General features: G+C 64.4%; 26 protein-coding genes. 17 read left to right on the top strand and 9 right to left on the bottom strand.

Going from position 1 to position 26,354, the window contains the following annotated elements; all coding sequences use genetic code 11:
* Positions 1-2: 2 nt before the first annotated feature.
* On the bottom strand, positions 3-668 hold the full coding sequence (locus ACO07K_RS08095; RefSeq protein ID WP_422035405.1) for a TetR/AcrR family transcriptional regulator: 666 nt from the start codon (positions 666-668) through the stop codon (positions 3-5).
* Positions 665-1,711, bottom strand: a complete 1,047-nt coding sequence (locus ACO07K_RS08090; RefSeq protein WP_422036641.1) for a phosphotransferase family protein — start codon at positions 1,709-1,711, stop codon at positions 665-667. The genes ACO07K_RS08095 and ACO07K_RS08090 overlap by 4 nt, the downstream gene beginning before the upstream one ends.
* A 124-nt stretch (positions 1,712-1,835) precedes the next feature.
* Here ACO07K_RS08090 and ACO07K_RS08085 point away from each other — a divergent pair, with 124 nt between their 5' ends.
* The 8 genes from ACO07K_RS08085 (at position 1,836) to ACO07K_RS08050 (ending at position 8,511) form a co-directional block, all read left to right on the top strand.
* Positions 1,836-2,651, top strand: coding sequence for a sulfite exporter TauE/SafE family protein (locus ACO07K_RS08085; protein WP_422035404.1), 816 nt, complete (start codon positions 1,836-1,838; stop codon positions 2,649-2,651).
* A 164-nt stretch (positions 2,652-2,815) separates the two neighbouring features.
* Positions 2,816-3,226, top strand: coding sequence for a tripartite tricarboxylate transporter TctB family protein (locus ACO07K_RS08080; protein WP_422036640.1), 411 nt, complete (start codon positions 2,816-2,818; stop codon positions 3,224-3,226).
* 1 nt (position 3,227) lies between these two features.
* Positions 3,228-4,736 carry a tripartite tricarboxylate transporter permease gene (locus ACO07K_RS08075; RefSeq protein ID WP_422035403.1) on the top strand — a complete coding sequence of 503 codons (1,509 nt, stop codon included), beginning with the start codon at positions 3,228-3,230 and terminating at the stop codon, positions 4,734-4,736.
* A 118-nt stretch (positions 4,737-4,854) separates the two neighbouring features.
* Positions 4,855-5,211 (top strand): cupin domain-containing protein, encoded by a 357-nt coding sequence (locus tag ACO07K_RS08070; RefSeq protein ID WP_422035402.1) that lies wholly within the window; start codon positions 4,855-4,857, stop codon positions 5,209-5,211.
* A gap of 119 nt (positions 5,212-5,330) precedes the next feature.
* Positions 5,331-6,515 carry a CaiB/BaiF CoA transferase family protein gene (locus ACO07K_RS08065; RefSeq protein ID WP_422035401.1) on the top strand — a complete coding sequence of 395 codons (1,185 nt, stop codon included), beginning with the start codon at positions 5,331-5,333 and terminating at the stop codon, positions 6,513-6,515.
* Positions 6,516-6,567: 52 nt separating this feature from the next.
* Positions 6,568-7,272, top strand: a complete 705-nt coding sequence (locus ACO07K_RS08060; RefSeq protein ID WP_422035400.1) for a DUF6134 family protein — start codon at positions 6,568-6,570, stop codon at positions 7,270-7,272.
* Complete coding sequence (locus tag ACO07K_RS08055) at positions 7,269-7,652, top strand: hypothetical protein (protein ID WP_422035399.1); 384 nt, start codon at positions 7,269-7,271, stop codon at positions 7,650-7,652. The genes ACO07K_RS08060 and ACO07K_RS08055 overlap by 4 nt, the downstream gene beginning before the upstream one ends.
* 1 nt (position 7,653) lies before the next feature.
* Positions 7,654-8,511 (top strand): alpha/beta fold hydrolase, encoded by an 858-nt coding sequence (locus ACO07K_RS08050; protein ID WP_422035398.1) that lies wholly within the window; start codon positions 7,654-7,656, stop codon positions 8,509-8,511.
* Between the two features lie 21 nt (positions 8,512-8,532).
* On the opposite strand, the gene ACO07K_RS08045 is transcribed toward ACO07K_RS08050, so the two are convergent.
* Genes ACO07K_RS08045 through ACO07K_RS08030 form a run of 4 tightly spaced genes read right to left on the bottom strand, consistent with a single transcriptional unit; the run spans position 8,533 to position 13,028 of the window.
* Positions 8,533-9,960 carry an efflux transporter outer membrane subunit gene (locus tag ACO07K_RS08045; protein ID WP_422035397.1) on the bottom strand — a complete coding sequence of 476 codons (1,428 nt, stop codon included), beginning with the start codon at positions 9,958-9,960 and terminating at the stop codon, positions 8,533-8,535.
* Positions 9,957-10,931 (bottom strand): efflux RND transporter periplasmic adaptor subunit, encoded by a 975-nt coding sequence (locus ACO07K_RS08040; RefSeq protein WP_422035396.1) that lies wholly within the window; start codon positions 10,929-10,931, stop codon positions 9,957-9,959. The genes ACO07K_RS08045 and ACO07K_RS08040 overlap by 4 nt, the downstream gene beginning before the upstream one ends.
* Positions 10,928-11,629, bottom strand: a complete 702-nt coding sequence (locus ACO07K_RS08035) for an ABC transporter ATP-binding protein (protein WP_422035395.1) — start codon at positions 11,627-11,629, stop codon at positions 10,928-10,930. Before ACO07K_RS08035 ends, ACO07K_RS08040 begins: the two co-directional genes overlap by 4 nt.
* Positions 11,622-13,028: an ABC transporter permease gene (locus ACO07K_RS08030; protein WP_422036639.1), complete on the bottom strand. Its 1,407-nt coding sequence runs from the start codon at positions 13,026-13,028 to the stop codon at positions 11,622-11,624. The genes ACO07K_RS08035 and ACO07K_RS08030 overlap by 8 nt, the downstream gene beginning before the upstream one ends.
* Before the next feature lie 152 nt (positions 13,029-13,180).
* Between ACO07K_RS08030 and ACO07K_RS08025 the strand changes: the two genes are divergently transcribed.
* The 9 genes from ACO07K_RS08025 (at position 13,181) to ACO07K_RS07985 (ending at position 22,578) form a co-directional block, all read left to right on the top strand.
* The gene (locus ACO07K_RS08025; RefSeq protein ID WP_422035394.1) at positions 13,181-13,642 is read left to right on the top strand and encodes a helix-turn-helix domain-containing protein; all 462 of its coding nucleotides are present in this window, start codon (positions 13,181-13,183) and stop codon (positions 13,640-13,642) included.
* Positions 13,643-14,025: 383 nt separating this feature from the next.
* Positions 14,026-14,364: a Spy/CpxP family protein refolding chaperone gene (locus ACO07K_RS08020; protein ID WP_422035393.1), complete on the top strand. Its 339-nt coding sequence runs from the start codon at positions 14,026-14,028 to the stop codon at positions 14,362-14,364.
* Positions 14,365-14,431: 67 nt separating this feature from the next.
* Positions 14,432-15,163, top strand: a complete 732-nt coding sequence (locus tag ACO07K_RS08015; RefSeq protein WP_422035392.1) for a response regulator — start codon at positions 14,432-14,434, stop codon at positions 15,161-15,163.
* A 35-nt stretch (positions 15,164-15,198) separates the two neighbouring features.
* The gene (locus ACO07K_RS08010; RefSeq protein ID WP_422035391.1) at positions 15,199-16,470 is read left to right on the top strand and encodes an ATP-binding protein; all 1,272 of its coding nucleotides are present in this window, start codon (positions 15,199-15,201) and stop codon (positions 16,468-16,470) included.
* Positions 16,471-16,701: 231 nt separating this feature from the next.
* Positions 16,702-17,370 carry an outer membrane protein gene (locus ACO07K_RS08005; protein ID WP_422035389.1) on the top strand — a complete coding sequence of 223 codons (669 nt, stop codon included), beginning with the start codon at positions 16,702-16,704 and terminating at the stop codon, positions 17,368-17,370.
* 428 nt (positions 17,371-17,798) lie between these two features.
* Positions 17,799-17,981: a hypothetical protein gene (locus tag ACO07K_RS08000; RefSeq protein ID WP_422035388.1), complete on the top strand. Its 183-nt coding sequence runs from the start codon at positions 17,799-17,801 to the stop codon at positions 17,979-17,981.
* The gene (locus tag ACO07K_RS07995; RefSeq protein ID WP_422035386.1) at positions 17,978-18,862 is read left to right on the top strand and encodes a S1 family peptidase; all 885 of its coding nucleotides are present in this window, start codon (positions 17,978-17,980) and stop codon (positions 18,860-18,862) included. The genes ACO07K_RS08000 and ACO07K_RS07995 overlap by 4 nt, the downstream gene beginning before the upstream one ends.
* A gap of 340 nt (positions 18,863-19,202) precedes the next feature.
* On the top strand, positions 19,203-21,536 hold the full coding sequence (bamA, locus tag ACO07K_RS07990; protein WP_422035385.1) for an outer membrane protein assembly factor BamA: 2,334 nt from the start codon (positions 19,203-19,205) through the stop codon (positions 21,534-21,536).
* Between the two features lie 709 nt (positions 21,537-22,245).
* The gene (locus ACO07K_RS07985; RefSeq protein WP_422035384.1) at positions 22,246-22,578 is read left to right on the top strand and encodes a hypothetical protein; all 333 of its coding nucleotides are present in this window, start codon (positions 22,246-22,248) and stop codon (positions 22,576-22,578) included.
* A 1,161-nt stretch (positions 22,579-23,739) separates the two neighbouring features.
* Here the strand turns inward: ACO07K_RS07985 and ACO07K_RS07980 are convergent.
* The 3 genes from ACO07K_RS07980 to ACO07K_RS07970 are packed head-to-tail and all read right to left on the bottom strand — an operon-like array spanning position 23,740 to position 26,263.
* Positions 23,740-24,210 (bottom strand): DUF3237 domain-containing protein, encoded by a 471-nt coding sequence (locus ACO07K_RS07980; protein WP_422035383.1) that lies wholly within the window; start codon positions 24,208-24,210, stop codon positions 23,740-23,742.
* A gap of 22 nt (positions 24,211-24,232) precedes the next feature.
* Positions 24,233-25,846: a class I adenylate-forming enzyme family protein gene (locus ACO07K_RS07975; protein WP_422035382.1), complete on the bottom strand. Its 1,614-nt coding sequence runs from the start codon at positions 25,844-25,846 to the stop codon at positions 24,233-24,235.
* A gap of 9 nt (positions 25,847-25,855) precedes the next feature.
* Positions 25,856-26,263, bottom strand: a complete 408-nt coding sequence (locus ACO07K_RS07970; protein WP_422035381.1) for a rhodanese-like domain-containing protein — start codon at positions 26,261-26,263, stop codon at positions 25,856-25,858.
* Positions 26,264-26,354: the final 91 nt, after the last annotated feature.

Below are 26,354 nucleotides of genomic sequence, written 5' to 3'. Positions count from 1 at the left end.
GCTCAGGCAGGCTGCGGCGCCGCGCCGACCATGCGCAAGGCCATGTCGGTATAGAGCTTCGCCATCTGTTCCTCGGTGAGATCGCCGCCCGGACCGTACCACATCGAAACATGGGTGCACTGGTCGAGCAGCGCCATGGCCATCGCCTTGAGATCGTGCTTTCCGTCGATGCGCGGCGGATCGAACACGCCTTTATCGACCCCATGCCTGAGGATCGTCACGACGATGTCGCGGATGGCGCGACGGCTGCGCCGGATGTCGGCCACGCGCGCCGTGTCCAACCATCCGATTTCGCGGTTCGCCACCAGCGCCTCGATGCGCAGGCGGCAATGCCGGATGACATAGACCCGCACGAAGGCCGCGAGCTCGGCGCGCGGATCGCCACCCGCGCCGGCCACGGCCTGCTGGCACAGCCGCTCCAGTTCGCCCTGGGTCGAGGCGATGATGTCGTGCAGCAACTCGTCCTTGGACTTGAAGTGATTGTAGAGCGCGCCCTGCGTCAGTCCGCAGGCCTTCATGATGTCGCGCACCGTGACGACCGGATAGCCGCGCTCCGCGAACTGCGCAAAGGCTGCCGCGCGGATCGCCTCGACCGGCGGGCGCGCCTCGCGCTCCGCCACCGCCGCCGTCGACTCCTCGTCGACGAGGACCGTTTTGCGTTTGCTCATCGCGAGGCTCCGGACATGTTGCGAACGATCTCCCAGGCGAGATCGGCGGCGGGCTTCACCAGCTTGCCGGACTCGGCCGCACGCACGTTGGCCGCCGTGCCGTCGAGCGACCGTGCATAAACGCCCTGGCGAATGCAGGACACCCGGAAGAGATTATAGGCCATGTAGAACTCCCAGAGCGCGGTCTCGGGGACGGCGCGCTGCGACAGGGTGCTGTAATAGTCGACCATCTCCGCCTCGGTCGGCAGGCCGAGCTCGTCGAGATCGTGGCCCAGCAGGCCCCCCCAGTCCTTCGGCGTGCGCCAGAGCATGCAGAGATAGGAAAGCTCGGCCAGCGGATCGCCCAGCGTCGAGATTTCCCAGTCGATGATGCCCAGCACCCGCGCCTCGGTGGCGTGGAAGATCATGTTGTCGAGGCGATAGTCGCCATGGACCAACACCGTCTCGTCGTTCGTGGGCAGGTTGGCCGGCAGCCAGTCGAACAGCCGGTCCATCGATTCGATCTTCTCGGTTTCCGACGCTTTGTATTGTTTGCCCCAGCGCGAGATCTGGCGGGCGACGTAGCTGCCGGGCCGCCCGAAATCGGCCAGTCCGAGGGCGGCATAATCGACCCGGTGAAGGCGCGCCAGCGCCTCGAACTTGGCCCGGTAGATGTCCTGTCGCCCCTCTTTCGGCACGTCCGGCAGCAGCGGATCCCACAGGACCCGGCCGTCGCAATATTCCATTATGTAGAAAGGCGTGCCCACGACGCTTTCGTCCTCGCTCAGCGCGTAGGCCCGGGGGGTCGGCACATCGGTGCGATTGAGGGCCGAGATCACCCGGAACTCCCGGTCGACCGCGTGAGCCGACGGCAGCAGCTTGCCCGGTGGCTTCCGCCGCAGCACGTAGCGGCGGCCGGCGCCATCCGTCAGCCGGTAGGTCGGGTTGGACTGGCCCCCCTTGAACTGCTCGACCCGCACCGGAGGCGTGAATCCATCCACATGGGCGGACATGAAGCGGCCGAGCGACGGCTCGTCGAACCGATGCTTTTCCTGCACCGCCATCGTGCCGATATAGTCGTCCCCTCGCCTTGACACCCGAAAACCTCCTGAACGACCGTTCACATTGGCCAGGAGTTTGCTCGTCCCCCGGGACGCATGCAATATCGACCAACGGGGACATTGACGGGTGGAATCGCTGCTCACTGCCTATCCGCCGGCCGCCTGGGCCGCGCTGCTGGGGACAGGCATTCTCATTGGCTTGCTGGCCGGGCTGCTGGGCGTAGGCGGCGGCATCGTGGCTGTCCCGATCCTGCTGGAAATCTTCGAGTTTCAGGGCGTTGCCGAACCGCAGGCCGTCCCGCTCGCCGTGGGTACGGCCCAAGCGAGCATTCTCATCGCCTCGATCACGGCAGCGGCCGCCCATTGGCGTGCCGGGTCGATAGACCGCGAACTGGTCCGGGCCTGGCTGCCGGCATTGATGGCCGGCGCAATCGTCGGTCTGGCCGTGAGCCCGTTCGCGCCCACCCGAGTCCTGACCACCCTGTTCGCCGTAGTCGCCGCTGCACTCGCGCTGAAGATGGCAGCGGGCGATCGCCTCATCATTGGGCAGTCCGAGCCGAAAGGTCTGCTCTCCCAGGTGTCGCCCGCCCTCGTGGGCGGACTCGCGGCCGCCGTCGGCGTTGGGGGCGGAACCTTGAGCACACCGGTGCTGACGCTCTTCTCATTTTCCATCAAGCGCGCGATCGGGGCGGGCGCGCTCTTCAATCTCATCATCGCCGCACCCGCGACGCTGGTTTTCCTTCAGATGGACAACGACGTTCCGGGCCGTCCGGCCGATGCGCTAGGCGATGTCGCGGTATTCTGCGTTGCGACCTTGTCCCTCCCTGCGCTCTTTGTCGCGCCGGTCGCGGCCCGCTGGTCCGCAAGGGCGCCGGTCTCTCTGCTGCGGCGCTTGTTCGCTCTTTGCCTGGCCGTAATCGCAGTCCGTCTGCTGCTGAGATAGTGCACTTAGCACTTGTATTGCACTTGGCACTTGGGCAAAGCGGCCGAAATGTGTTTAGCTGTTGGCGGTCCAGGGGTTCGGACCCAACAACACATTGCAGGCTACGCGTTTCTGGGGAGGCATCGTTGAATCGATTCCTAAGCAAGGACTTTTTGTCCGGGCTGATGTTCATTGGCTTCGGCCTACTCGCACTATATGTCGGGCAAAGACTGGCAATCGGGACGCCCGTTCGCATGGGACCCGGCTATGTGCCGCGGATGCTCTCCCTGATCCTGCTGGGACTGGGTGCGCTGGTCTGCATCCTCGCCGTGGTGAACGGCAGCGAGCCGGTCGAACGGCCGAAGTGGAAGCCGATCACGTTGGTGACCATCGGCATCGTCTGCTTCGGTCTCCTCTTCGAGCGTGCGGGTCTGATCCCGGCCCTGATCGTGCTGGTCACGATCGCGTCGCTGGCCGGCGAGGAATTCAAGCTCACCGAAGTGATCGGCCTCATCGTGGCCCTCGCCGTCCTCTGTACCCTCGTTTTCAAGGTCGGCTTGGGCATGAATATCTACGTCCTGCGCGGAGTGTGGTGAGATGGAGATTCTCGACAATCTCGCGCTCGGCTTCAGCGTCGCCCTTTCCTTCCAGAATCTGACCTATGCGTTGCTGGGGTGCATTCTCGGCACGCTGATCGGCGTCCTACCCGGCATCGGCCCCGTGGCGACCATCGCCATGCTGCTGCCGATCACCTTCCACCTGCCGCCGACGGCCTCGCTGATCATGCTGGCCGGCATCTATTACGGCGCGGCGTATGGTGGCTCGACGACGTCGATCCTGGTCAATTTGCCGGGCGAATCGTCTTCGGTCGTGACCTGCCTCGACGGCTACCAGATGGCGCGTAACGGTCGTGCGGGTGCGGCGCTGTCGATTTCGGCCGTCGGCTCGTTCTTCGCCGGCACCGTCGGCACGATCATCATCGTCATGTTCGCCGAACCGCTCACCCGAATGGCGCAAAAGTTCGGCCCGGCCGACTACTGCTCGCTGATGGCGCTCGGCCTCGTCGCCGCCGTCATCCTGGCCAGCGGCTCGGTGACCAAGGCGATCGCAATGGTCTTCCTCGGCCTGCTGTTCGGCCTGGTCGGCACCGACGTCAACACCGGCGCCCAGCGCTTCACCTTCGACCTTCCGGAACTCAGCGACGGCATCGACTTCGCGCCGATCGCGATGGGTCTGTTCGGCATCGCCGAGATCGTGGTCAACCTCGAGAAGCATCTCACCCGAGGCGGAGGCACCATCAAGGTGACCTCGCTCTGGCCGACCGCAGATGAAATCAGGCGGGCGATTCCCGCCGCGCTGCGCGGCACCTTCCTGGGAGCGGCCCTCGGCGTGCTGCCGGGCGGTGGGCCGACCCTCGGCGCTTTCTCGGCCTATACGCTCGAGAAGAAGATCTCGAAGCATCCGGAAAAGTTCGGCAAGGGCGCGGTCGAAGGCGTCGCGGCGCCCGAGGCGGCGAACAACGCCGCCGCCCAGACCTCGTTCATCCCGATGCTGACGCTGGGCATCCCGTCCAACGCCGTGATGGCGTTGATGGTTGGCGCCATGATCATCCAGGGCATCCAGCCGGGCCCCGAGGTCATGACCAAGAAGCCGGACCTGTTCTGGGGCATGATCGCCTCAATGTGGATCGGCAACGCCATGCTGGTCATCATCAACCTGCCGATGATCGGCATCTGGGTGAAGCTGCTGACGGTACCGTACCGCTTCCTGGCGCCGGCCATCCTGCTCTTCTGCTGCATCGGCGCCTACAGTCTGCAGAACAGTACGTTCCACGTCATGCAGGTCGCCGTCTTCGGCGTGCTGGGCTACATCTTCGTCCGTCTCGGCTGCGAAGGTGCCCCGTTCCTGTTGGGTCTCGTCCTGGGACCGCAGATGGAGGAATACTTCCGCCGCGCCATGCTGCTCTCGCGCGGCGACCCCATGGTCTTCCTCGAGCGTCCGATCAGCTTGGGCCTGCTCATCACGACGGCGCTTCTGCTCCTTCTGATGTCCATACCGAGCTTCAAGAAGGCACGAAAAGAAGCATTCGTCGAAGAGGAGGGCTGACGCCCTCCTCCAATACCTTGAAAGGGCCCCAAGCTTGCGCTTCGGGGCCCTTTGCATTTTGATGGTAGCGTCTGCGTTAGCGTCTGCGTCCCAGTCACTCCACAGCGAGAGGTCGCGCATGAACGTCGAGACACTGGCCGGCATCGTGCCGGACTCAACCTATGTCGACGTCGCCGGGGTGCCCTGGCAGCCGACCCGCTTCCCCGGGGTCGAGTGGAAGATCCTGATGGAGCAGAAGGAGACGGGACTTTCGACCGTGCTGATGCGCTGGGCACCGGGTGCCCGCCTGCCCGCGCACGAGCACTTCGCCATCGAACAGACCTATGTGCTCGAAGGATCGTTCGCCGATCATGCCGGCGTCTGCCGGGCCGGCAACTATGTCTGGCGGCGCGCCGGCAGCCGCCACGATGCCTGGACCGACGAAGGCTGCCTCATGCTGGCGATCTTCCTGAAGCCCAACACCTTCTTCGACTGAAGCCCCTGCCCCCCACGAGCGGAACGGATCCGGCCGCGGAATAGAACCGCTCTCCGACCTCTGCTAATGCTCCGTCGCAGCCGCGGCCCGCAAGGGCCGGCGCAAGGGAGGCAGAAGCAATGTCAGGCGTTCTTGAAGGCATCCGCGTACTCGATTTCGGCCGCTACATCGCCGGCCCGTTCTGCGGCACCATGCTGGCCGATCTCGGTGCCGAGGTGATCCGAGTCGAGAAGCTCGAAGGCAGCGAGGATCGCTGGGTGACCCCGGTCGTCGAGGGCGGCGAAGGCGCCATGTTCCTCCAGATGGGCCGCAACAAGCTCGGCCTCACCCTCAATCCCATGAAGCCCGAAGGCCGCGAGATCGTAAAGAAGCTGGTGGCGGCTTCCGACGTGGTGATCGCCAACCTGCCCTACGAAGACCTGCAGAAGATGGGCATCGACTACGAGAGCCTCTCCGCCATCAATCCGCGCATCATCCTCGCCACCACCTCGACCTTTGGCTCGGAGGGCCCCTACAAGACACGCGTCGGCTTCGACACGATCGGCCAGGCGATGTCGGGCGCCATGCACCTCTCGGGTGACGGCGAGACGCCGACCCGCATGAACGCCCCCTTCGTCGATTTCGGCACGGCGTTGCTCAACACCGTGGGCGTGCTCGCCGCGCTCATGGAACGCGGCAAGAGCGGCAAGGGCCAGAAGGTCGAGACCGCCCTGCTGCGCACGGCCATCAACATCACCAACGGACACCTGATCGAGCAGGCCATGCTCGACCTCAACCGCATCGCCACGCTCAACCGAGGCTTCACCGCGGGACCGTCCGACACGTTCAAATGCAAGGACGGCTGGATCTACGCCATGACGATCGGCCAGCCGCTGTTCGTGCGCTGGTGCAAGCTGATGGGCGACGAGAGCCTGGCGTCCGACCCGCGATTCAAGGACGATCTCGCGCGCGGCGACAACGGCGAGGCCCTGTCGGCGATCATGCAGAAATGGTGCGACACGCGCACCGTCGCCGAGGCCCTGGCCGCGCTGGAGGCCAACCGCATTCCGGCCGGCCCGGTCTACACGCCGCAGCAGACGCTCGACGACAAGCATGTGAAAGAAGCCGGTTTCTTCCACTCGATGGACTATCCGGGCGCCAAGATGGGCGTCCCAGTCCTGCAGGAACCCGTGAAGCTCTCCCGCACACCGCTGACCATTCGCCGCCGCGCGCCGACCCTTGGTGAGCATACGGACCAGATCCTGCAGGAGCTGGGCTACAAGGCCGACGATATCGCACGGCTCAGGGCCGACCGCGTCGTCTGAGGGGGCTGATCCGGGGGCCTCTCCGGGCGTATAAAGGCTCAGGAGCTGACCCATGATGCGACGCCTATTGCTTGTATTGATGACAGCGGGATTCTGCGGCTCGGCAGGAGCACTGGCCGCGCAGGACCTGCCGTATGGCCAAAGCCATGTTTTCGCCGCTTTCCGCAACGGCGAGCGAATCGGTACGCACACGCTCACCTTCCAGCAAAATGGCGACAAGCGTGTCGTGACCACTTCGATCGACTTTGCGGTCAAGGCGCTCGGCCTGACAATGTATCGCTACCTGCATCGTGGTCAGGAGGTCTGGAACGGCAACACGTTCGAATCGATCTCGACCCAGACCGACGACAACGGCACCAAGTACGGCGTGAAGGCCCGGCAGGAGGCCGGCGGCGTCGCAGTCGTGCGCGATGGCGGCGCCGCGCCGAAGCTCACGGCCAACGATGTCGGTTTTCAGCAGGGCGGCGCCAAGCAGGAGACACTCCCGGCAGGCACGCTTCCGTCGACCCACTGGAACCTGAACCAGGTCAAACAGTCGGCAATGCTCAACAGCCAGAACGGCGCGCTCGCAAAGGTCCGGATAACGCCCAGGGGGCGCGAGACCATCAAGACCGCCAACGGCACCCTGGAGGCGACGCGCTATTCCTATACCGGCGATGTCGAGATGGATCAGTGGTTCGACGACCGGGGCCGCTGGGTGAAGGCCTCATTCAAGGCTTCCGACGGGTCGACGATCGAGTACATACTGCAGGAATGATCCCTGCAGATTGTTTCGCGAAGCTGCCCGACCTTCTGTCTGCCGATGCCGACCTGCTGCGACGCGGCCGCTGGCTGAACGTCGAGTGCAGGATCGACATCGGCAGCGAGCCTTTCCATATGAGCTTCAAGGACGGTGCCCTCGTCTCCTTCGATCGCGGACCGCGCCTGATGCGCTCAACCGCCTTCACCGTGCGCGGCACTGACGAAGGTTGGCGCAATCACTGGCAGAAGATGCCTGAACCGGGCTGGCACGACCTGTTCGCGCTCACCAAGCGCGGCGCCGCTTCACTGGAAGGCGACCTGCGGCCCCTGCTGCAGAACCTGCAGGTCTTCAAGGACCTGTTCGCCCTGCCCCGCCGCCTGCCGGAGGCCCCCTGACATGGCGCCCGTTCTCGATCCCATGATCGGCCGCTATGGGCGCCTCGACATCGACGGCATGCCGCATCGCGTCTACTTCGAGGAAGCCGGGACCGGGATCCCCCTGGTGTGCCTGCACACGGCCGGCGCCGACGGGCGCCAGTTCCGGCATCTCATGGCCGATCCCGAGATCACCAGCCGGTTTCGCGTGATCGCGTTCGACATGCCCTGGCATGGCAAATCGACGCCACCGGACGGCTGGGAGAAGACCGAGTATCGGCTGACGACGGCGTCATACACCGCCGCCATCCGCGCCTTCTGTCAGGCCCTGGAACTCGACCGGCCCGTGGTGATGGGTTGCTCCATCGGCGGCCGCATCGTGCTCAACCTCGCGATCGAACACGCCGCGGAGTTCCGTGCCCTGGTGGCGCTCGAAGCCGCCGATTTCCAGCAGCCGTGGTACGACACGGCCTGGCTGCACCGTCCCGACGTCCATGGCGGCGAAGTCTGCGCCGCGCTGATCTCCGGCCTCATCGCGCCGCAAAGTCCGCCCGTGAGTCGCCACGAGACGCTGTGGATGTACATGCAGGGCGGGCCCGGCATCTTCAAAGGCGATCTCTATTTCTATCGGGTCGACGGCGACCTGCGCGAGAAGGTGAAGTCGATCGACACCAAGGTCTGCCCGCTCTATCTGCTGACCGGGGAATACGACTTCTCCTGCACCACGGAGGACACGCTGCGCACGGCGTCGCAAATTCCCGGCGCGCAAGTGCAGGTCATGAAGGAGCTGGGCCACTTCCCGATGAGCGAAAACCCGGCCAGGTTCCGCGAATACATCCTGCCCGTGCTGGACCGGATCGCCATCAACTCTCGCCTGTGACGTCAAAGTCACCAGCGCTCGCTACCAACCGCCGCCCAGGCCCTTGAAGATCGCAACGATGTCCTTCAGCACCTGGCCCTCCACCACAGCCAGCGAATCCTGATTGCTGTAGAGCGACTGCTCGGCTTCGAGGACATCGAGAAAACTGGTGAGGCCCCGGCTATAGAGATCCTTCGCGAGCTTCAGGGCCAGGCCGTAGTTCGCGACGGCGGTGGCCAGGGTGACGACCTTCTGCCGGTCGGCGCGATAGTTCGCGAAGGCATTCTCGACGTCCTGGAGTGCCGCCAGTACGGAGGCGCGATAGGCACCGGCCGCCTGGTTGGCTTGCGCAACGGCCGCATCCTTCTGGTAGCCCAGCTTGCCGGCATTGAAGATCGGCATGGTAATCGAGGGGCCGATCGACCAGGTCCCCGGCACGCCGATCGAAACTCCGCCGATGTTGGTTTGGCTGGCGCCGATATTGCCGGTGAGCGAGATGGCCGGCAGCAGCTTCGCCTGCTCCACGCCAATGCGCGCTGTCGCCGCAGCCAGCTTGCGCTCGGACTTAACCACGTCCGGACGGCGGCGCAGGAGGTCCGCCGGGATGCCCGTGTCGATCGCGCCCTGGAAGCGCGGCAGCGCCCCGCCGATGCCGAGCCAGGAGTCGAGATCGGTGGGCGATCGGGCCATCAGCACGGCGAGCTTGTGCCGCGCCTCGGCCGCGGCCGAACGCAGTGGTGGGAGATTGGCCTCGGCCGCGGCCAGCGAGCCCTTGGCCTTGAAGACATCGGACTCCGAGACGAGGTTGGCGTTGAGCCGCGCCTGGGTGAGTACCAGCGTGTCGCGATAACGCCCAACCGCTGCCTCGCCCACCTGCATGCGTTTCTGTGCCGTGCGCAGGTCGACATAGGCCTTCGCGACGTCACCTACGACGGACAGACGAGCTGAACGTACGTCTGCTTCCGCCGCCTCCGCTTCGGCTTTGTAGGCTTCTACCGACCGTCGCGTCTTGCCCCAGAGATCGAGCTCCCAGCTCGCGTCGATACCGACGCTGGTGGACACCGAAGTGGAGACGGACGTATCGCTCGACGTCGACACCGAGGTGCTGTTCATGCTGTTTCCGGCGACGCCGTAGCTGACGCCGCGGGAGGCCGTCCCGGAGGCGCTCGCATCCAGCGTCGGGAACAGCCCCGACCGCGTGGCGCCCAGGTTGGCCCGGGCCTCGGCGAGACGGTCCACCGCCTGGGCGACGTCGAGATTCTGGGCCGTCGACTCCTGCACGAGCTTGGCCAGGATGTCGTCCTGGAAAGCATCCCACCATCTCGCATCGGCCGAGATACCGCCGGGCGTCGACGCCTCGGTCCAGGTCTGCGGCGTGGAGATGTCGGGCTTCGTGTAGTCGGGCCCGACCATGCACCCCGCCAGCATTGCGGCCAGACCGGCTGCGACGAGCCACCGAAGGGACCTCACGGCCGGGCTCCAGTGCTGCTCGCAAGGGGCGGCGCCTTTACGAAGACGTCGACCTGCTGCCCGATATAGGCGGGCATGTTGTTGCGATCGAACGTATAGACGACCTGGAGAACGCGCGTGTCGACTCGCTCGGTACTCGAACCCGTGAGCGACGTCTTGGGCTTAACGTAAGGCTCGATATAGGCAAACTGCAGGTCGGTCGCGAGGTCGCTGTTACCGCGGATCGCGGCACGTGCCTCCGCTCCCGCCTTCATGCGCCAGGCGTCGTTTTCGTCGATGTCGACGCGTACCGCAAAGCGACTGGTCTCTCCCAGCAGCACCAACGGCGTGGCGTTCACGGCGGCGGCGGCGAACTCGCCCTTGCGCACATTGACCTGCAACACATCGCCGGCCAGCGGCGCGCGCACGATGCGGCGCTCGATGGCGACACGCGCGCTGTCGCGCTGGGCATTGGCATTCTCGAGATCGGCGGTAGCTTGGTTCAGCCTGGCGGTATAGATCGCCACGTTGGCGCGACGCTTGGCGGTCTCCTCGCCGCTGACCGCCCGCGTGTCGAGGCGCTCGACGTTGCGCAACTGCTGGCGATAATCCTCGAGCGTCACCTCCGCTTCCCTCACCTTTGCCTGCGCCGATGCGACAGCCGTGTCCTTGACCCGCAGATCGGCCTCTGCGTCGGCGCCCTCGATCCGGAACAGCGGCTGCCCTGCCTGGACCTTGTCGCCCACCTTTATGAAAATCTGCTCCACCACACCGGAGACGGGAGTTGCGAGCTCCACATTGCGGCTGGCCGCCTCGATCAACCCGGCACCGGCAATGTAGGAGTCATATGGCGCCTGGGCCGGCTGCGCGACGATCTCGGCGATTGCGGCCGGACGGCTTGACCGCGTCGCAATGACGAGCGCGAAGGCGAGTCCGGCCACGGCCAGCGCCGGAATGGCCAATCGAAGCAGCAGGTTGAGCCTGTTATTCATGATACCCTGGAATCCATGCTTACGATCCGGCCGTCGTTCATCGTGGCAATACGGTCGGCATACTTGAAGATCCGGTTGTCGTGCGTGACGATGACGAGGGCGCGCCCCTCCCGGAGGGCGACTTCACGGAGGAGCCGCATGAGCGTGTCCCCGGTCTTTTCGTCGAGCGCGCTGGTGGGCTCATCGCACACCAGAATCCGTGGCTCGTGCACGAGCGCCCGCGCCACGGCGACGCGCTGCTGCTGGCCGCCCGAAAGGTCGTTTGGTCTGCCGCCGCCGCGCCCGCCAAGCCCCAGGCTTTCCAGAACGCGCTCGGCCTTGGCCAGTGCCTCGCGACGACCGACTCCGTTGAGGAGCAGCGGGACCGCGACATTCTCGGCCGACGAGAGCGACGGTATGAGATTGTAGGCCTGGAAAACGAATCCGATATCGGCTCGCCGGAGTCTCGCCTTCTCCCGGGCGTTCAGGCGCGCCAGATCGCGGCCCAGCACCTCGCAATCGCCGCTATCATGGTCCAGCACTGAAGCGATGATCGAGATAAGCGTTGTCTTGCCGCAGCCCGATGGCCCAACGAGCATCAGCAGCTCGCCCAATGGCACGTCGAGATCGACGCCGCGCAACGCCTTCACCTGCGCCTCGCCCTCGCCGAACGACTTGGTCAGTCCCCGGCAGCGTATGGCGACCTGCGGCTCAGCCACGGAACACCGTCGCCGGCTCGAGACGCATGACGGGACGCGCACTGATTGCGGCGGCCAGCAGGCTGACGGTCACCACCGCCCCCGCGCCGGCCGCAACCAGCCAGAAGTTCAGTTCGAACGCGATGGGTCCGGCATTGCCGCTCGAGCCGAAGAAGCTGACAGCGCCGATGCCGATTCCGAAGCCGAGCATGGCTGCCGTCAATGCCTGCAGAGCGATCATCGCGAGAAGGAGCCCGTTGCTGGCCCCCATCGCCTTGAGCACGCCGAAATATCGCAGGTGATCCAGGGTGAAATTGTAGAAGGTCTGGCCGGCGATGCCGCCGCCGATCGCGAAGGCGATGATCGACGAGATCGCAAAGTTCAGGAATATGCCCGACTTGAAGAGGAAAAACTCGCGGCTGAGATTGCGGAACTCCCTGCTCGTGTAGGCCGCAAGCCCGGTATACTTGCGAATGTCCGCCGCGACGCGCGTCGCATCGGCCGGGTCCTTCAACTTCACCAGGATGAACGAGAGAATCTTGCGTTCCGACGACAGGAAGGTCTTCGCGCGGGCGTAGGTCGTGTAAATGACCGGCTGCGACTGGAAGCCGGGCGTTCCCTGATGAAACCCGACGATGGTCGCCCGCTTGTCGTTGAGTTCGAGCGTCGACCCGATGCCGACCGGTGTCGGTGGACCCGAGCCACTGGGTTGCGCGAGCCGGCCATTCGCGCTCGCCTTGTCCACGAGAACCGCGTCGCTCTTGCGCAGGTCGCTCAGAGCGCCTTGTGAAATCTGGACGGGCCCGCCGATCAGGCTCGCATCGTCGATGCCGATGATCTGACAGGCGACATAGTTGCCGTCGGCGAGACGGGCCTTGATGGAGCCGCGGAACAGCGGCACCGCCCAGGCGACACCCGTGATGCCTTTCACCCGGTAGAGCTGGGTATCCTGCAAGGGCTTGGCGTCGTCGACATTCTCGACTTTCGGATCCACCACCCAGAGGTCCACCACGGGGAGTTCGGTGATCACAGCGGTGCTACGCGACAGGATGCCGAGGAATATTGCCGGCTGCTGCACCATCATGAAGGCCGTGAAGGACAAGGCCGCGACGATGCCAATGTACTTTCCCCGCTCGTTCATGAGCATGATCAACGCGATTCGAAGCATTCCAGGCAATGTGGGGCGTCGGCTTTCGCGTACAAAGCCCGCCTTTGTAACGTCGGGTAACGACATCCATTGCGGACATACGCAGATACAAATCGGCGGCGGCGGACTATTGCGTTTCCGCATGTTTCGCGAATACCAGTAGACACAGGTTGCAGCATGACTCCTCGCGCAACTCCTGGATATCCGCACGCAGCGCATGCCATCACGAGCCATGACGGGACGCCAGACAATGCTATTCATCACCTTGCTCATTTCCACGCTGTGCCTCATGCGCCTGCTGACGAGTTTCGATCCCGAGCGTCGCCACAGGCAGAACGGCTTTGCCGTGGCTCCGATCGACAGCGCTCGCGCTTCTTCCAATCACCGATAGCGGGCGGCAAATACGGGCAGCGTGGAGATCAAACGTGGGTTACCATCCGGTCGACGTACATGTCGGCAGCCGGTTACGGCAGCGACGGTCCCTGCTGGGCATGAGCCAGACGGCACTGGGACGAGCAGCCGGCGTGACTTTCCAACAGGTGCAGAAGTACGAACGCGGGGCGAACCGTATGGGCGCGAGTCGCCTGTTCGAATTCGCCACCGTACTGGATGTGCCGGTCGACTATTTCTTCGCGGAACTCGCGACCGGTACCCCGCGCAGATCCAAACCGAAAGGTGGCCTCGCCCCGGATCGTGCGACTCGGGCCCAGCCGGAACTCGACTTGCTTTCCCGGCGCGAAACACTGGTGCTGGTGCGGGCATACTACGAGGTCCGCCCCGAGATGCTGCGCCGGAAGCTCCGGACGCTCATCGAGGGCCTCGCCAACGGCTTTCCGCAGCCTCGCAAGCCGAGGCTGCGAAACCGGCAAGCCGCAGGAGTGACCTGATGCCTTCCGCCGCATGATGCAGGTGCAGGCGAGTCGGCGGGGAATCTTGTTTCCGGACATTTCGGACGGGTTTCGGGAAAAGTGCAGGCACCAACTCGGAAGCACCACCGTGCTCCTTTCCGCCGAAATCGTGCGAGTGTCGCCAGGCGCACAACTGGGGACGTTTCATGTCACGAATTCACTCGCTACTTGGCACCACCATCGGCTTGATCGGCGCGGCCTGGACGGCCTCCGCACAGCCGCTGCCGCCAGGCGCTCCCCCTCCGGGCTTCTCGCCCCTGCCTGGCATGATGGCACCTCCGCCCCCGGGCGCGCCCCCATTCGCACCGGGCATGGGATGGGCGCCTGCACAGGGCAAGCCACGCCCGCCCGCATGGCCGGGCTTGGCGGACGCCTGTCTCGAGCGTCTGGCGCACCGCGCCGCCGGTCGGGCCTATCTGAAGGCACGGCTCGACCTCTCGCCGCAGCAGCTGGCGATCTGGCAGGAAGTCGATGCGATCTCCCGCGAAAGCGACAGGGGAGAGCGTCAAGACTGCGCGAAGCTGCCCCCCGAAGCTGCAGATCCCTCCATCTTGCAGCGGCTGGACACGGCCGAGGGGCAGGCCGCCCGTCAACTGGACCATCTACGCAAGATCAGCGACGCTTTGCGGAGGCTGACGGCCACGCTCTCGACCGAACAGCAGAAGCTGATCGAGCAATCGACGCCGCCATTTCCATTCTGACAGGGTTCCGAGCCGAAGGCGGCTCGAAAACGGACAATTGCACCAGTTTCATCCGGCAAGCCATTGTATGACTACCCTGATGGCTCGCTCATCACACATCCTGATCGTCGAGGACGATCGCGAAATTCGGACCATGGTGTCGCGCTTCCTGCAGAAGCACGGCTACCGGGTGTCGGCCGCCGACAGCGCGCGCGCCATGGACAAGATCCTCCCGGCTGCTCGCATCGACCTGATGATTCTCGACATCATGCTCCCCGGCGAGGATGGCTTGAGCATCTGCCGGCGAATCCGGGCCGACTCCGCGATGCCTGTGATCATGTTGACCGCGAGTGGCGAGCCGACAGCGAGGGTGGTCGGGCTGGAGATGGGCGCGGACGACTACATCGCGAAGCCTTTCGACCCATACGAACTTCTTGCCCGCATCAAGGCCGTCCTGCGGCGCGCCAGTGCCATGCCGGCGATCATGCAAGCCGCCACACCCGCGATCCTGCGGTTCTCGGGCTGGCAACTGAACAGCGTCGCGCGCGAACTGCTCAATCCCGAGAACAGCCGGGTCATACTCACCAGCGCCGAATTCGACCTCCTCACGGCGTTCTGCCGCCACCCGCAGCGTACCCTCACCCGGGATCAGCTTCTCGACCTGACCCAGGGCCGTGCCGGGCTTCCGCTGGACCGCAGCATCGACATCCTCGTCAGTCGCATCCGGCGCAAGATCGAGCGCGACCCGCGTGACCCGGAGTTGATCAAGACCGTACGCAGTGGCGGCTATATCTTCACACCGGAAGTCGTGTCCGAATGAGAGTGCGAGACTGGCTGCGATCAGGCCGCATAACCGTGCAGATCACGGCGCTGGTGTTCACGTCGGGCCTGCTGGCACTGAGTGTCATAACGTTCGTGGTCTTCAATTTGCCCCAAGAGCAGGCGGCGCCCGCAAATCCGCATCGCAGCGCAACGAGAATTGGCACCATCATGCGGGCGTTGGAGGCGCTGCCGTCCTCCGGGCGCGCCGAGGTCGCAGCAGCCTACAAGAGCGGCGATCTCACGATCGACCCCTCACCGCCCAAGGCCCCTGCACCGCCAACGGCAGCCACGGAAGGCCACCCCATCCTCCAGTTGATCGCCCGTGAACTGCCAAGCGGCAGCAGAGTCACGGCCGTCGTCGATCAGCCAGATCACCACATGACCGTGACCGCTGCTCTCTCCGACGGAACGCCGGTGATCTTCCATCTGAAGCTCGATCCACCGCCGCCGGCACCAATACCGCTGCTGCCTCCCCTGCTCTTCCTGGCGATCATCAGCATCGCGCTGTTTGTCTGGACCGCGTTGCGCGTCGTCGCCCCGCTGAGACGATTCTCCGCGGCCGTCGAGAAATTCGGCCTGGCGGGGCAGGCACAGCCCCTCGCCGAGGAAGGTCCCGCCGAGATCCGGCTCGCCACCGCCGCTTTCAACCGGATGAGCGATCGCATCATCCGCCTGATCGACGATCGTACGCAGATGATGATGGCGATCAGTCACGATCTGCGGACCCCCCTCACCCGGCTGAGGTTGCGCGCGGAGGAGGTCGTCAGCGAGGATGCGAAGCGCGGCATCCTGCGGGACATCGAGCTCATGGACACCTCGATTTCGGAGGCCGTCACCAGTCTCCGGCATGTGAGCGCACGGGAAACACGCGTCCGTGCCGACTTGCCCTCCCTCCTGCAATCGATCTGCAGCGATTTCGCCGATGCGGGGTTCGCAATCGCTTATGTGGGCCCGGACAAGCTCGCCGTCACGTTGCGTCCACAGGCATTGGCCCGCGCCGTCACGAATCTCGTCCAGAATGCCACCAAGTACGGAACGCGCATCGTCGTCCGCCTGCAGCGGGAAGGAAAAACCGCCGTAATCGATGTCGAGGACAATGGTCCCGGCATTCGGGACGAAGAGAAGGAGGCCGTCTTCGCGCCCTTCTACCGCTCCGATCCCGCCCGACAGGATCCCGGCGGTGTCGGACTCGGACTGGCCATCGCCTTCGAGGTTGCGCGCGATCATGGAGGAATACTCACCCTCCATGATTGCGAACCGCACGGTCTGCGCGCACGGATACGACTGCGCGTCGAACCGCTCTGAGCCTGTACCGATCGGCGGCTCTCTTTCGAAAAGCCGGCGAGGCCTGACTCGTTCCACGTATCGACCGGCCGGTCTCCCTCGCCTTCACGCCAACAACTTTGTCACGCCGTGCTTCCCGGCGGGCGACCGACACGCTCAGAAACAAGTCGATCGCTGCCGCGCATTCAAAGCGAGCACGTCAACGCATAGGTTTCAGGCGCTCGCATCGAGCGCCCTCTGAAAGGAAACTGTATGGCGAGAAGTCGCAAGAATACGTTGTCGCTGACGAACGTGCCGAACCACCAACGTGAACTCAATCGCCACCGCGCCCTGAAGATCGCACTCCCCGCGGTTGGCGCATTGCTCGCCCTGGCACCGATCGCCACCTCCGCGCAGCAGGCGGGTTCATCGCTTCAGGGCACGGGGTTCTATGTCGGCTTGGAGAGTGGGCTCAACTGGCTGCTGAACAGCAACGGCAACAGTAACCAGACGGGGTATGCCGTCGGCGGCGTTGCCGGTTTCGATTTCTTCGGTCCGCGCCTCGAACTGGAGGTCATGTATCGCAACAACGGCGGCAACGGGCCGGCGCCCTTTGCTCCAAACGGATGGGCCACCGGTCAGATCAACCAGCTGTCTACCATGGTGAACGGCCTGTACGATTTCCGGCCCGGCGCCATGATCACGCCCTATGCCGGCGCCGGCATCGGCCTGGCCTTCGTCGACCCCAGCCTGGGTGGCGGCTGCACGATGTGCAGCACCAACTTCGCCTACCAGGGGATCATCGGCGTCGGCTACAACGCGAGTCCCTCGATGCGCGTCAACCTCGATGCGCGCTACTACGGAACGACAAATCCCGGCACCTACACCAACAACGATATCTCCGTGATGCTGGGGGCCACCTACCGGTTCGGGAAGCCGTAGCCAATCGGCGGGCGCGCAACCAACACCTGGAAGGTCGCCGCTTGTCGATCATCGGCCAATGAACCAGCCCCTTGGTCGATGGCCGGTCCCGACGGCACTCGAGCCCCGCCGGGCGCCGGCACCCGCGCCTCCCTGCCCGGTATCAAGACAGTGCCGACAGGGAGGCGCGGGACCCTTCCACTTTTCGGATGCGGATATACGCATCCCCGCAGCTCTCCTTCCGAGACGGGCCGCTCACTCCAGCCCGCAGTGATCTTCCAGCCGATGTTGCGCTCCCTCTTCACGCATCACTTGTCACCGCACGTTGCCATTCCGAATGGCGACATCTTCAGAAGCAAATCCTTCGGCGCGTGATGTTTCGTGCATTTCGCGACTCCCGTACGGTTGGAAGACGAGGTGCGAGCAACAACGACATGAGGCATCAGGCGATGAGCGAACCGTACATGATCGAGGTCTGGGGCGAGCCCGCCGGCGTCTTGATCGAGAGCAACCGCCGCTTCTGCTTCTTTGCAGTATCCCATCGGTATGCAGCACTCAGCGGCTCGTCCTATCGGACAAGGGGGCATGCCCGCTTGGCGGCCGTCAACCTCCGCAAGGACGCGTCGAAATGAGCCACCGGATAACGGCACCATGGGCAGGTGCGCGGCGCCTCGTTTCCGCTGCGCTACTTGTCTCCATCGCGAGCGTCCCGCCCATCGGCGGTTCATCGGCGCAGACACGATCGCTCGCGGCCGATGAGAGCATTGCGGCCGCCCCCGAGGCTTTCCCCACGGGGCGGTTCCCCGGTGGAACTCCATCCATCGTTCGCATCACCTGCCAGGCGTCCGGCATCGTTGGCACGGCGTTCAAGCACAAAAGTGGACACCTCTTGGCTTCCAGCAATTCGATCTGCGGCTGCACGGACGTGATCGTCGGTCTGCCGTCCGGCGATACGATCATGGCCGAGGTGGTTGCGCGTGATCAACAAATGGATCTCGCCCTCCTCCTCCCGAAAGCGCCGGTTCCCGGTCGACCGCTGGAGCTCGCGCGGTTGCAGGACGTACCCGTCGGCACTGCAACGGCAGCCATAGGATACCCGGCTGGGCACATGGGCGGTTCGGCGCATATTTTCCTGGGATATGTTTCGGGTATCCATCGAGTCCAGATCGAGACCGGACGGTCCTTCAAGAAGCTCATTCTTGGCGGCAACTACAACTCCGGGCTGGCCGGCAGCCCGCTCTTCGACAAGGATGGCAACGTTATCGGGATTCTCGCTGGCACCGTGTCGCCGCTCTCCGACAGCACCGTGTCCGCGCTCAACGCGCTGAAGGCCGAGCGAGGAGCGGCTTTCATCTGGCAGCAGCCGGACGGCGTCAAAGTCCCACTCTCGCAGGGCCAGGTCGTGGCCATGGTACTCGAAGAGATCCTGATGCAAGGTCACTATCTCGTGGGGCTTGCGACGCCGCTTCGAGAGCTCAGCGAATTCCTGGCCGAGCACGGCATCGAACCATAGCCTCGCGGAACTCGCTGGCGAGGCCAACCCTGCCGGCGAGTCAAATGCGACATGGGGTTTCTTCACCTGTCGGCGACACAGGCCCGACCAGGACGTCAGCACGCGCGTCTTCGTGCAGCACTGCGACCTCTCCTCATCGCCTGGAGTTTGTTCCTTCTCCTTGTTTCCATTCCTGACGCAGAAAGGTGCGGACACAAATCTCCAGGGACAGCGCTCTCCGTCCGCCCGATTCATCGCCCATACACATCTGCATCGAGTGAAGCGCTGAGATCTTCGTGGAGGTTCGTGTGGGCAGAAGCATAGCGTCAGTGCAGGGACATGATGGCGGGCTTGGTGCCCGTTGCTCACGTTGACCTTCTCTCGGCCGGACATGTATCGGTGGCCGCCGCTCGGCGCGGCGCTGCTTGCTCTCGTCGCTCTGTGGGCAATCGCCTGGCCGGCACACGCGCAGCGTGGGGCTGCCGTAGGCGGCGCGATTTCCGGGATTCAGATCCAGGGTAATGTTCGCTCGGAGCCGGAGACGATCCGGTCGTACCTGCAGCTCAAGGTCGGCGAGCCGTTCGACGCGGCCGCGGCCGACCGCACGCTCAAGGCGCTGTTCGCGACGGGGTTGTTCTCCGACGTCGTGATCGAGATGCAGGGCACGACCCTCGTCGTGAAGGTCACGGAAAACCCGATCATCAATCGCGTGGCCTTCGAGGGGAACAAGAAGATCGACGACGACAAGCTGCGCGACGAGGTGCAGTCCAAGCCGCGGCAGGTCTTCACGCGCGCGCGCGCGCAGTCGGATGTCGATCGCATCCTGACCATCTATCGTCGCAGCGGCCGCTACAACGCCTCCGTCGAGCCGAAGATCATCAGGCTCGAGCAGGGGCGCGTCGATGTCGTGTTCGAGATCAACGAAGGCGATGTCACCGGTGTGAAGCGCATCAGCTTCGTGGGCAACGAGGCGTTCGGCGACGGCACGCTGAGGGGCAAGATCCGTACCTCCGAGAGCGCCTGGTGGCGCTTCCTGAGCTCCGACGACCGCTTCGATCCCGACCGCCTCAACCTCGATCGCGAGCTGTTGCGCAAATTCTACCTCTCCGAGGGCTATGCCGATTTCCGCGTGGTCTCGGCCGTCGCAGAACTCGCCCCCAATCGTGAAGGGTTCTTCATCACCTTCACGATCCACGAGGGCGATCGCTACAAGTTCGGCAAGGTCGACGTCACGAGCCGGTTCCAGGGCCTCAACGTCGACGTGCTGAAGACGTTTCTGACCATCGCCGAGGGCGACTGGTACGACGCCAACGCGGTCGAAAAGTCGGTCTCGAACATTTCCGAGGCGGTCGGATCGCTGGGCTACGCCTTCGTGGACGTCCGGCCGAACATCCGGCGCAACCGGGACAACAATACCGTCGACGTGACCTTCGATGTCCAGGAAGGACCCCGCGTCTACGTCGAGCGCATCAACATCTCGGGCAATACGCGCACCCTCGACAAGGTGATCCGCCGCGAGTTCCGTCTGGCCGAGGGCGACGCCTTCAGCACGGCCAAGGTCCGCCGCAGCGAGCAGCGCCTGCGCAATCTCGGCTTCTTCGAGAAGGTCGATATCGCCGCGGCACCGGGGTCGGCGCCGGACAAGACCAACCTCGAGGTTCAGGTCGTCGAGCAGAGCACCGGAGAAATCTCCTTCGGCGCCGGCTACAGCACATCATCCGGCGTGGTCGGCACGGTCTCCGTCCGTGAACGCAATCTCCGGGGCGCCGGCGAGGACGTGAACATGAGCGTGTCTCTCGGCACCCAAAGCAGCCAGGGCACGATCAGCTTCACACAACCCTACTTCCTCGATCGCGAACTGTCAGCGGGCGTCGACCTCTTCGTGACACAGAACGATCGACAGAGCACTTCAAGCTACAGCGATGCGAGTCTCGGCTTCGCCTTGCGCGGCGGCTGGGCCTATACCGAAACGCTTCGACAGACGCTTCGTTATACGCTCAAGCAGACCAACATCTATGATGTCCAGTACTGGGCGTCGTCCGTCATCCAGGCCCAGGCCGGCTACTCGACGCTTTCGGAACTCTCGACGACGGTCGCCTGGGATACGCGAGATCAGCGTCTCAACACGACCAAAGGCTGGCTGCTGCGCGGGACCCTGTCGGCCGCTGGCCCGGGGGGCAGTCAGTATTATGTGCGGGCCAATGCCGATGCGGCGTATTTTCAGCCGCTCTTCGCGGAGGTCGTCGCCTCGATAACGGGTTCCGTCGGCGCCATCGCTCCCTATGGCAACGCTTACGTCCGCCTGAACAACCTGTTCTTCCTGGGCGGCGACTCCTTGCGCGGCTTCGCCGTCGGTGGCGTCGGTCCGCGTGACGGCTACACCACCGATTCCCTCGGGGGCACATATTTCTACACCGCCTCGGCTGAGCTCTCGTTTCCGCTTCCCCTCGTGCCCAAGGAAGTCGGGCTGCTTGGCAAGGCGTTCACAGACATCGGATCGCTGTGGGGCGTGCAGTCGGCGACTTCGAACAGCACCTCGGTCCTGACGAGCGAGATGATGCGCGTATCGGCCGGGATCGGGATCCAGTGGGCCTCTCCGTTCGGACCAATACGCGTCGACTATGCATGGCCTCTCCAATACGAATCCTGGGACAAGCTGCAGAACATCCGATTCAGCTTCGGCGCACGCTTTTGATCCTCAAGGTGATGCCTGACGCAAAGCCGGTCCCGCGGCACCGCCCTCGGGAATGCCGATCCACGGGCGCGATGCTCGTTGCCGACGTTCGCGGCCGCAAAGCGTGGTGCGCCCGCGAGACACGACATTCCCACAGCCGGAAGGAGTTCTCGGCGCCATGAACATGCGACGAACAGACTTCGCAGCCGCTTGCCGTGCGAGCCACGGCGCGCGCGTTTGTATCGATCGGCTTTCGGAGCCATCAGCGCCCGCCCCCGCAGATGCATGGATCGATGATCGATCAATCGTATCCAGGAATGTCGGCTCCGGCGGGCGATGGGGTCCGTTACAAATCTCGACGGCTCCGCAGGACCAGGGGCGTGATGGACGTGTCATTGTGCTCTCGGATCACGCTGGGCCTCCCTCTCGCAAGCGACCTTTGCCCTCTCTCACAAAGGTCTGCCCAGCGTGGTCCACCCCTGCGATTCCCCGCATTCGAAAGAGACGCTCCCCTGGCCTGTCCGCTCAGCCAGTGCGAGGGCTCCCGCGCGTCCTCCTGACCGCTGTTCTTGTTGTAACGCTGATCGGTGGCGGGGCTCCCCTGCTCGCACAGCCGACGCCTGAATCAACGCCCGCGTCCCGGCCGACCTCGGATCCTCTGCTCGCAGGGCTCTCGCGCTGGGACGCCGATTCCGACGGCATCCTCACCTGCGAGGAATGGAAACGTTACATGGAGCAACTCTTCACGCGCTCGGACAAGAACCGCGACGGCGGACTGGACCGGACGGAGTTCGCGACCCTCGGCAAGTACGAGCCGGTCTTCTCCAAGGCGGACTTCGCCTATTTCGATGACAACGCGGATGGGAAAATCGGCATTCGTGAGTTCGCCGACAAGCCCAATCCCCTCTTCGCCCGCTATGACCGCAACCGCGACTGCCGTTTGACCGCCGACGAAATCCAAGGCCGGGGCACATCGAGCGGTCCACCCGGCGGTCCTTCAGGCAGGCAACAGAAGCCGCCACCCGGCGGTGTCGACCGCAATGGCACGCACGGGATTCCATAGCCGAACAGACGAGAGCTTTGAGTGGTCTGCGCCGTCGCTCTCCAGGCGCTGCGGTGGTCGTCCCGTTGATCGTCGTGGCGCTCGCGCAGGCGCGCACCGCGACGTGCCTGTCACATGGAAAGACCTATGTGATCGGATGGGCGATCCATCCCGCGATTCATCCCGCCCTCACTGCCTGATGTCGCAAGAAGCAACGCCACGACAAGGGACGCAAGCACGAGTGAGATGGCGAAGGCACGTGTGATGAAGTGGCGCCAGCTCATTCTTGTCCTCGCCTGCTGTCAAAGCGAGTATCGGCGGCCTCATTCCAACTGTCCAAGACGGGCGCGCTCCGAGTGGTTTCCGTTCGTTGCGTTCGCGCGTCGAGAAACGCCTGGAAACACGTTGGGACGAGAACCTCCCATCGATGCGCAGTGCATCGGGCAGCCCGCCGGCGTGGCGCTCAGACATGGCAGATTGTCGTTGCCCTGCTTTTCCGGCGTTGCCGTAGAAGCATGGGGAAACACAGAGAGCGCTGCGCTTCTCACCATTGTTTGGGACTGTCTCGCTACGAGTGCCGTCCCGCGAGCAATCTGGCCGATCGCTCCGTCCATGGTCCGAGGAACCCAATGCGTAAATTCACCGTTCTGGAGAAGCCGAACAGAGCCCCGTCGCCACGACAGGCAGCGGTTCCTGAGCGCATCGTTCAGACCTCACATGGTCCTCTTCAGGGGGGCGACCCGCCAAGGACTGGAGCATCGACGTCTGTCGTCGCGACCGGCTCAAGCGACCGACAGGAATTTCCACTTGTCGTCAGCCAGGTTCGCATCATGCCAAGTGCATCGAGCATCGGTTACACCGTGAGCTTCTACGCCAAGCTTGGCGAACCTGACGGGTGGTGTCCTGAAGCATACGGCCATATCCGCGGCATCGCCCGACTTCCGGAGAGCACCGGAACCCAGGGGGAACGCGCCTGGCAAGCCGCGGTGGTATGCCGACTACGCTGCCAGGGCGTTGAACTCTTGCCCCGTGCGGACGCTGATGCCTATGAAAGGACATGGGGTCGACTTTGGGCGCTTGTCTGGAAGACACCGATCTTGAGATATCTCGTCCTGAACTGATCCGCGCCGAACGCCCGAGGCGCTCGGCTCTCGTGATGCCGCCTGGCTGCCCCGCCCACCGTTACAGGATCTGGAAGACCTCATAGACAGGGCCAGCAGGGTCGCGCCGGCCGGTCGAGACGCAGACGATGCGATTGAGGAACCGGTACTTCTCAGACGCCGTCTCGAACCAGGGCGTGGCGCGGAAATAATACTGGCTGGGATCGACCTTCTCGCCCTTGTTCAGCTGCTCGATCACCCAGGCAGGACCGTGCCGCATGCCGCGATAGCTCATGTAGACGAGGTGCCCGTCGTCGGTCTTGAGGGTGAGCCGCACGTCGAGCTGGAGGATGCCGTCGCGCCGCTGCAGCAGCCAGTCGCCGGCCGGTGCCGGCAGGACGGTGCCGCGCAGTTCCTCGCCCGCGAACGTGCCGCCGGTCACGGTCGCGATGCGCCGGCGGCCATAGGGCGTCTCGCCGACGTCGACGAAGTTCGGATCGACCTGGAGAGCAAGCGTGAAGAGATGGGTTGAACGGAGTGTCGGTTCGCTCATGCTAATCCTCGAATCTTGGCCGTCAGATCCTGGCCGTCCGACCTTCCCAGTAGGGAGCTCGGAGTTCGCGCTTCATGATCTTGCCTATGGTGCTGCGCGGAAGCGAGTCGCGGAATTCGATGGCCACGAGACGCTGGGTCTTGCTGAGCTGGCCGTTCGCCCATTCGCGGACCGCGTCCTCGCTCACCGTCGCGCCGGCGCGGCGCACGCACAAGGCCATCGGCGACTCGCCCCACTGATCGCTCGGCACGCCGATCACGGCGACGTCGATCACGTCTGGATGCTTCAGCAGCAACACCTCGATGTCGGCGGCATAGACGTTGAAGCCGCCCGAGATGATCATGTCCTTCTTGCGATCGAGCAGGATCAGGAACCCGTCCTCGTCGAGCTTGCCCATGTCGCCTGACTTGAAGAACAACCGTCCGTCGGCGTCGTACCAGAAGAGCTCGCGGGTCTTGTCGTCCTGCTTGTAGTAGCCCTTCATCATCATCTCGGCGCGACCGGCGATCTCGCCGACCTCGCCCTGCGGCAGTTCCCGGCCCTGCTCGTCCAGGACTTTGAGTTCGACGCCGAAGCCCGGCTTGCCGACCGTGTGGAGTTTGTCGGGATGAAGGTTGGCTTCGAGCATGCAGCTGCCGCCGCCCTCCGTCAGGCCATAGATCTCGATCAGCCGGCCGGGCCAGCGTGCGAGGCAGTCGGCCTTCACCTGGGCGCGCAGCGGCGCGCTGGTCGAGAGCTTGGCCTTGAAGGAGCCGAGGTCGTACTTGTCGAAATCGGGATGGGCCAGAATGCGCTGGTACTGGACCGGCACCAGCATGGCATGCGTGGCCCGCTCGGCCTGGGCCAGTTCGAGAAACTTCACCACATCGGACTTGCGCATCAGGATCGACGTGCCGCCCACGCCGACGGTGGCCAGCAAGGCCACGAGCGTGGTGTTCGAATAGAGCGGCGTCGAAACCAGCGAGATCGTGTCCGGCCCGTAGTCGAAGGCCGGGAAGCGCACGGGAAGCTGGCTGCGCAGCGCGTGGGAATGCAGGATGCCCTTGGGCAGGCCCGTGGTGCCGGAACTGTAGATGATGTTGAAGTCGTCGAGCGGTCCGATCTCCGTCTCGAACGGCGCATCGCTCGCCGGTGCCAGCCAGGCTTCGAAATCCTGCCAGCCCGCCCGGGCGAAGTCGTAGGCGATGCGCCCGCCGGCCACCAGCTTGGCAAGGCGCCCCTCATAGGGCTCGACCAGCGCGCGATACTGGTCCGACAGGAACAGAACCTTGGCGTCGCAATCGTCGAGCATCTTCTCGAGCGCATCGGCGGCGGCCATCGTCGAGAGCGGCACCACGCAGACGCCGGCCCGCAGGCCACCCATGAAGGTCTCGAGGTACTCGATCGAGTTGGCGGCCAGGATCGCGATCTTGTCGCCCCGCCCCAGTCCCATTTCCGACAGCCGCCGGGCGATCCTGTTGATGCGGGCATCGAACGCCTGCCAGCTTCGCACCGTCCCGTCGCACTTCACCGCCGGCTGGTCCGGATGGCGTCGCGCATGCCGCGCGATATAGGCCGGGATCGACGTAAACTCGGGAATGTCGTCGATGACCGGCTGCGGAACGGTAGGCTGGCTGGCGGGCTGGTCGACGCTCACGGCCGAACCCTACTTCTTGGGCTCGACCGTCTCCACCGGACCGCCGGCCTTCTTCCAGGCGCCGAAGCCACCTTCGAAATGAGCGACGGGCGTCAGTCCCATGTCCTGCGCCGTCTTGGTCGACAGGGCCGAGCGCCAGGCGCCGGCACAGAAGAACACGAACTTGTTGCCGGTCTGGAAATAATCCTTGGCGTAGGGGCTGTGGGGATCGATCCACATTTCGAGCATGCCGCGCGTCACGTTGATGGCGCCGGGGATGGTCCCGTCACGCCACAACTCGCGCGGATCGCGGATGTCGATGAAGGTCACGCCCGGCTGGCCGTGCATCTTCATCGCGTCGGCCAGCGACAGTGTCTCGATCTGGCTGTTGGCCTCGTCGACCATCTGCTGGACCGTCTTCTTGATCTCGAGCGGCATCGAACCCTCCTACGCGCTTCCTGCGAGCGTCAGTAGCATTTTGGCCGCAGCGCGCAAACGACGGCCAGCCCGCCGCGTGAAATCGCGACGG

Source organism: Reyranella sp. (genome assembly GCF_965228225.1).
GTDB lineage: Bacteria > Pseudomonadota > Alphaproteobacteria > Reyranellales > Reyranellaceae > Reyranella.
The sequence above is the reverse complement of the archived record's forward strand: the minus strand, read 5'-3'. Positions and strand labels throughout refer to the sequence as shown.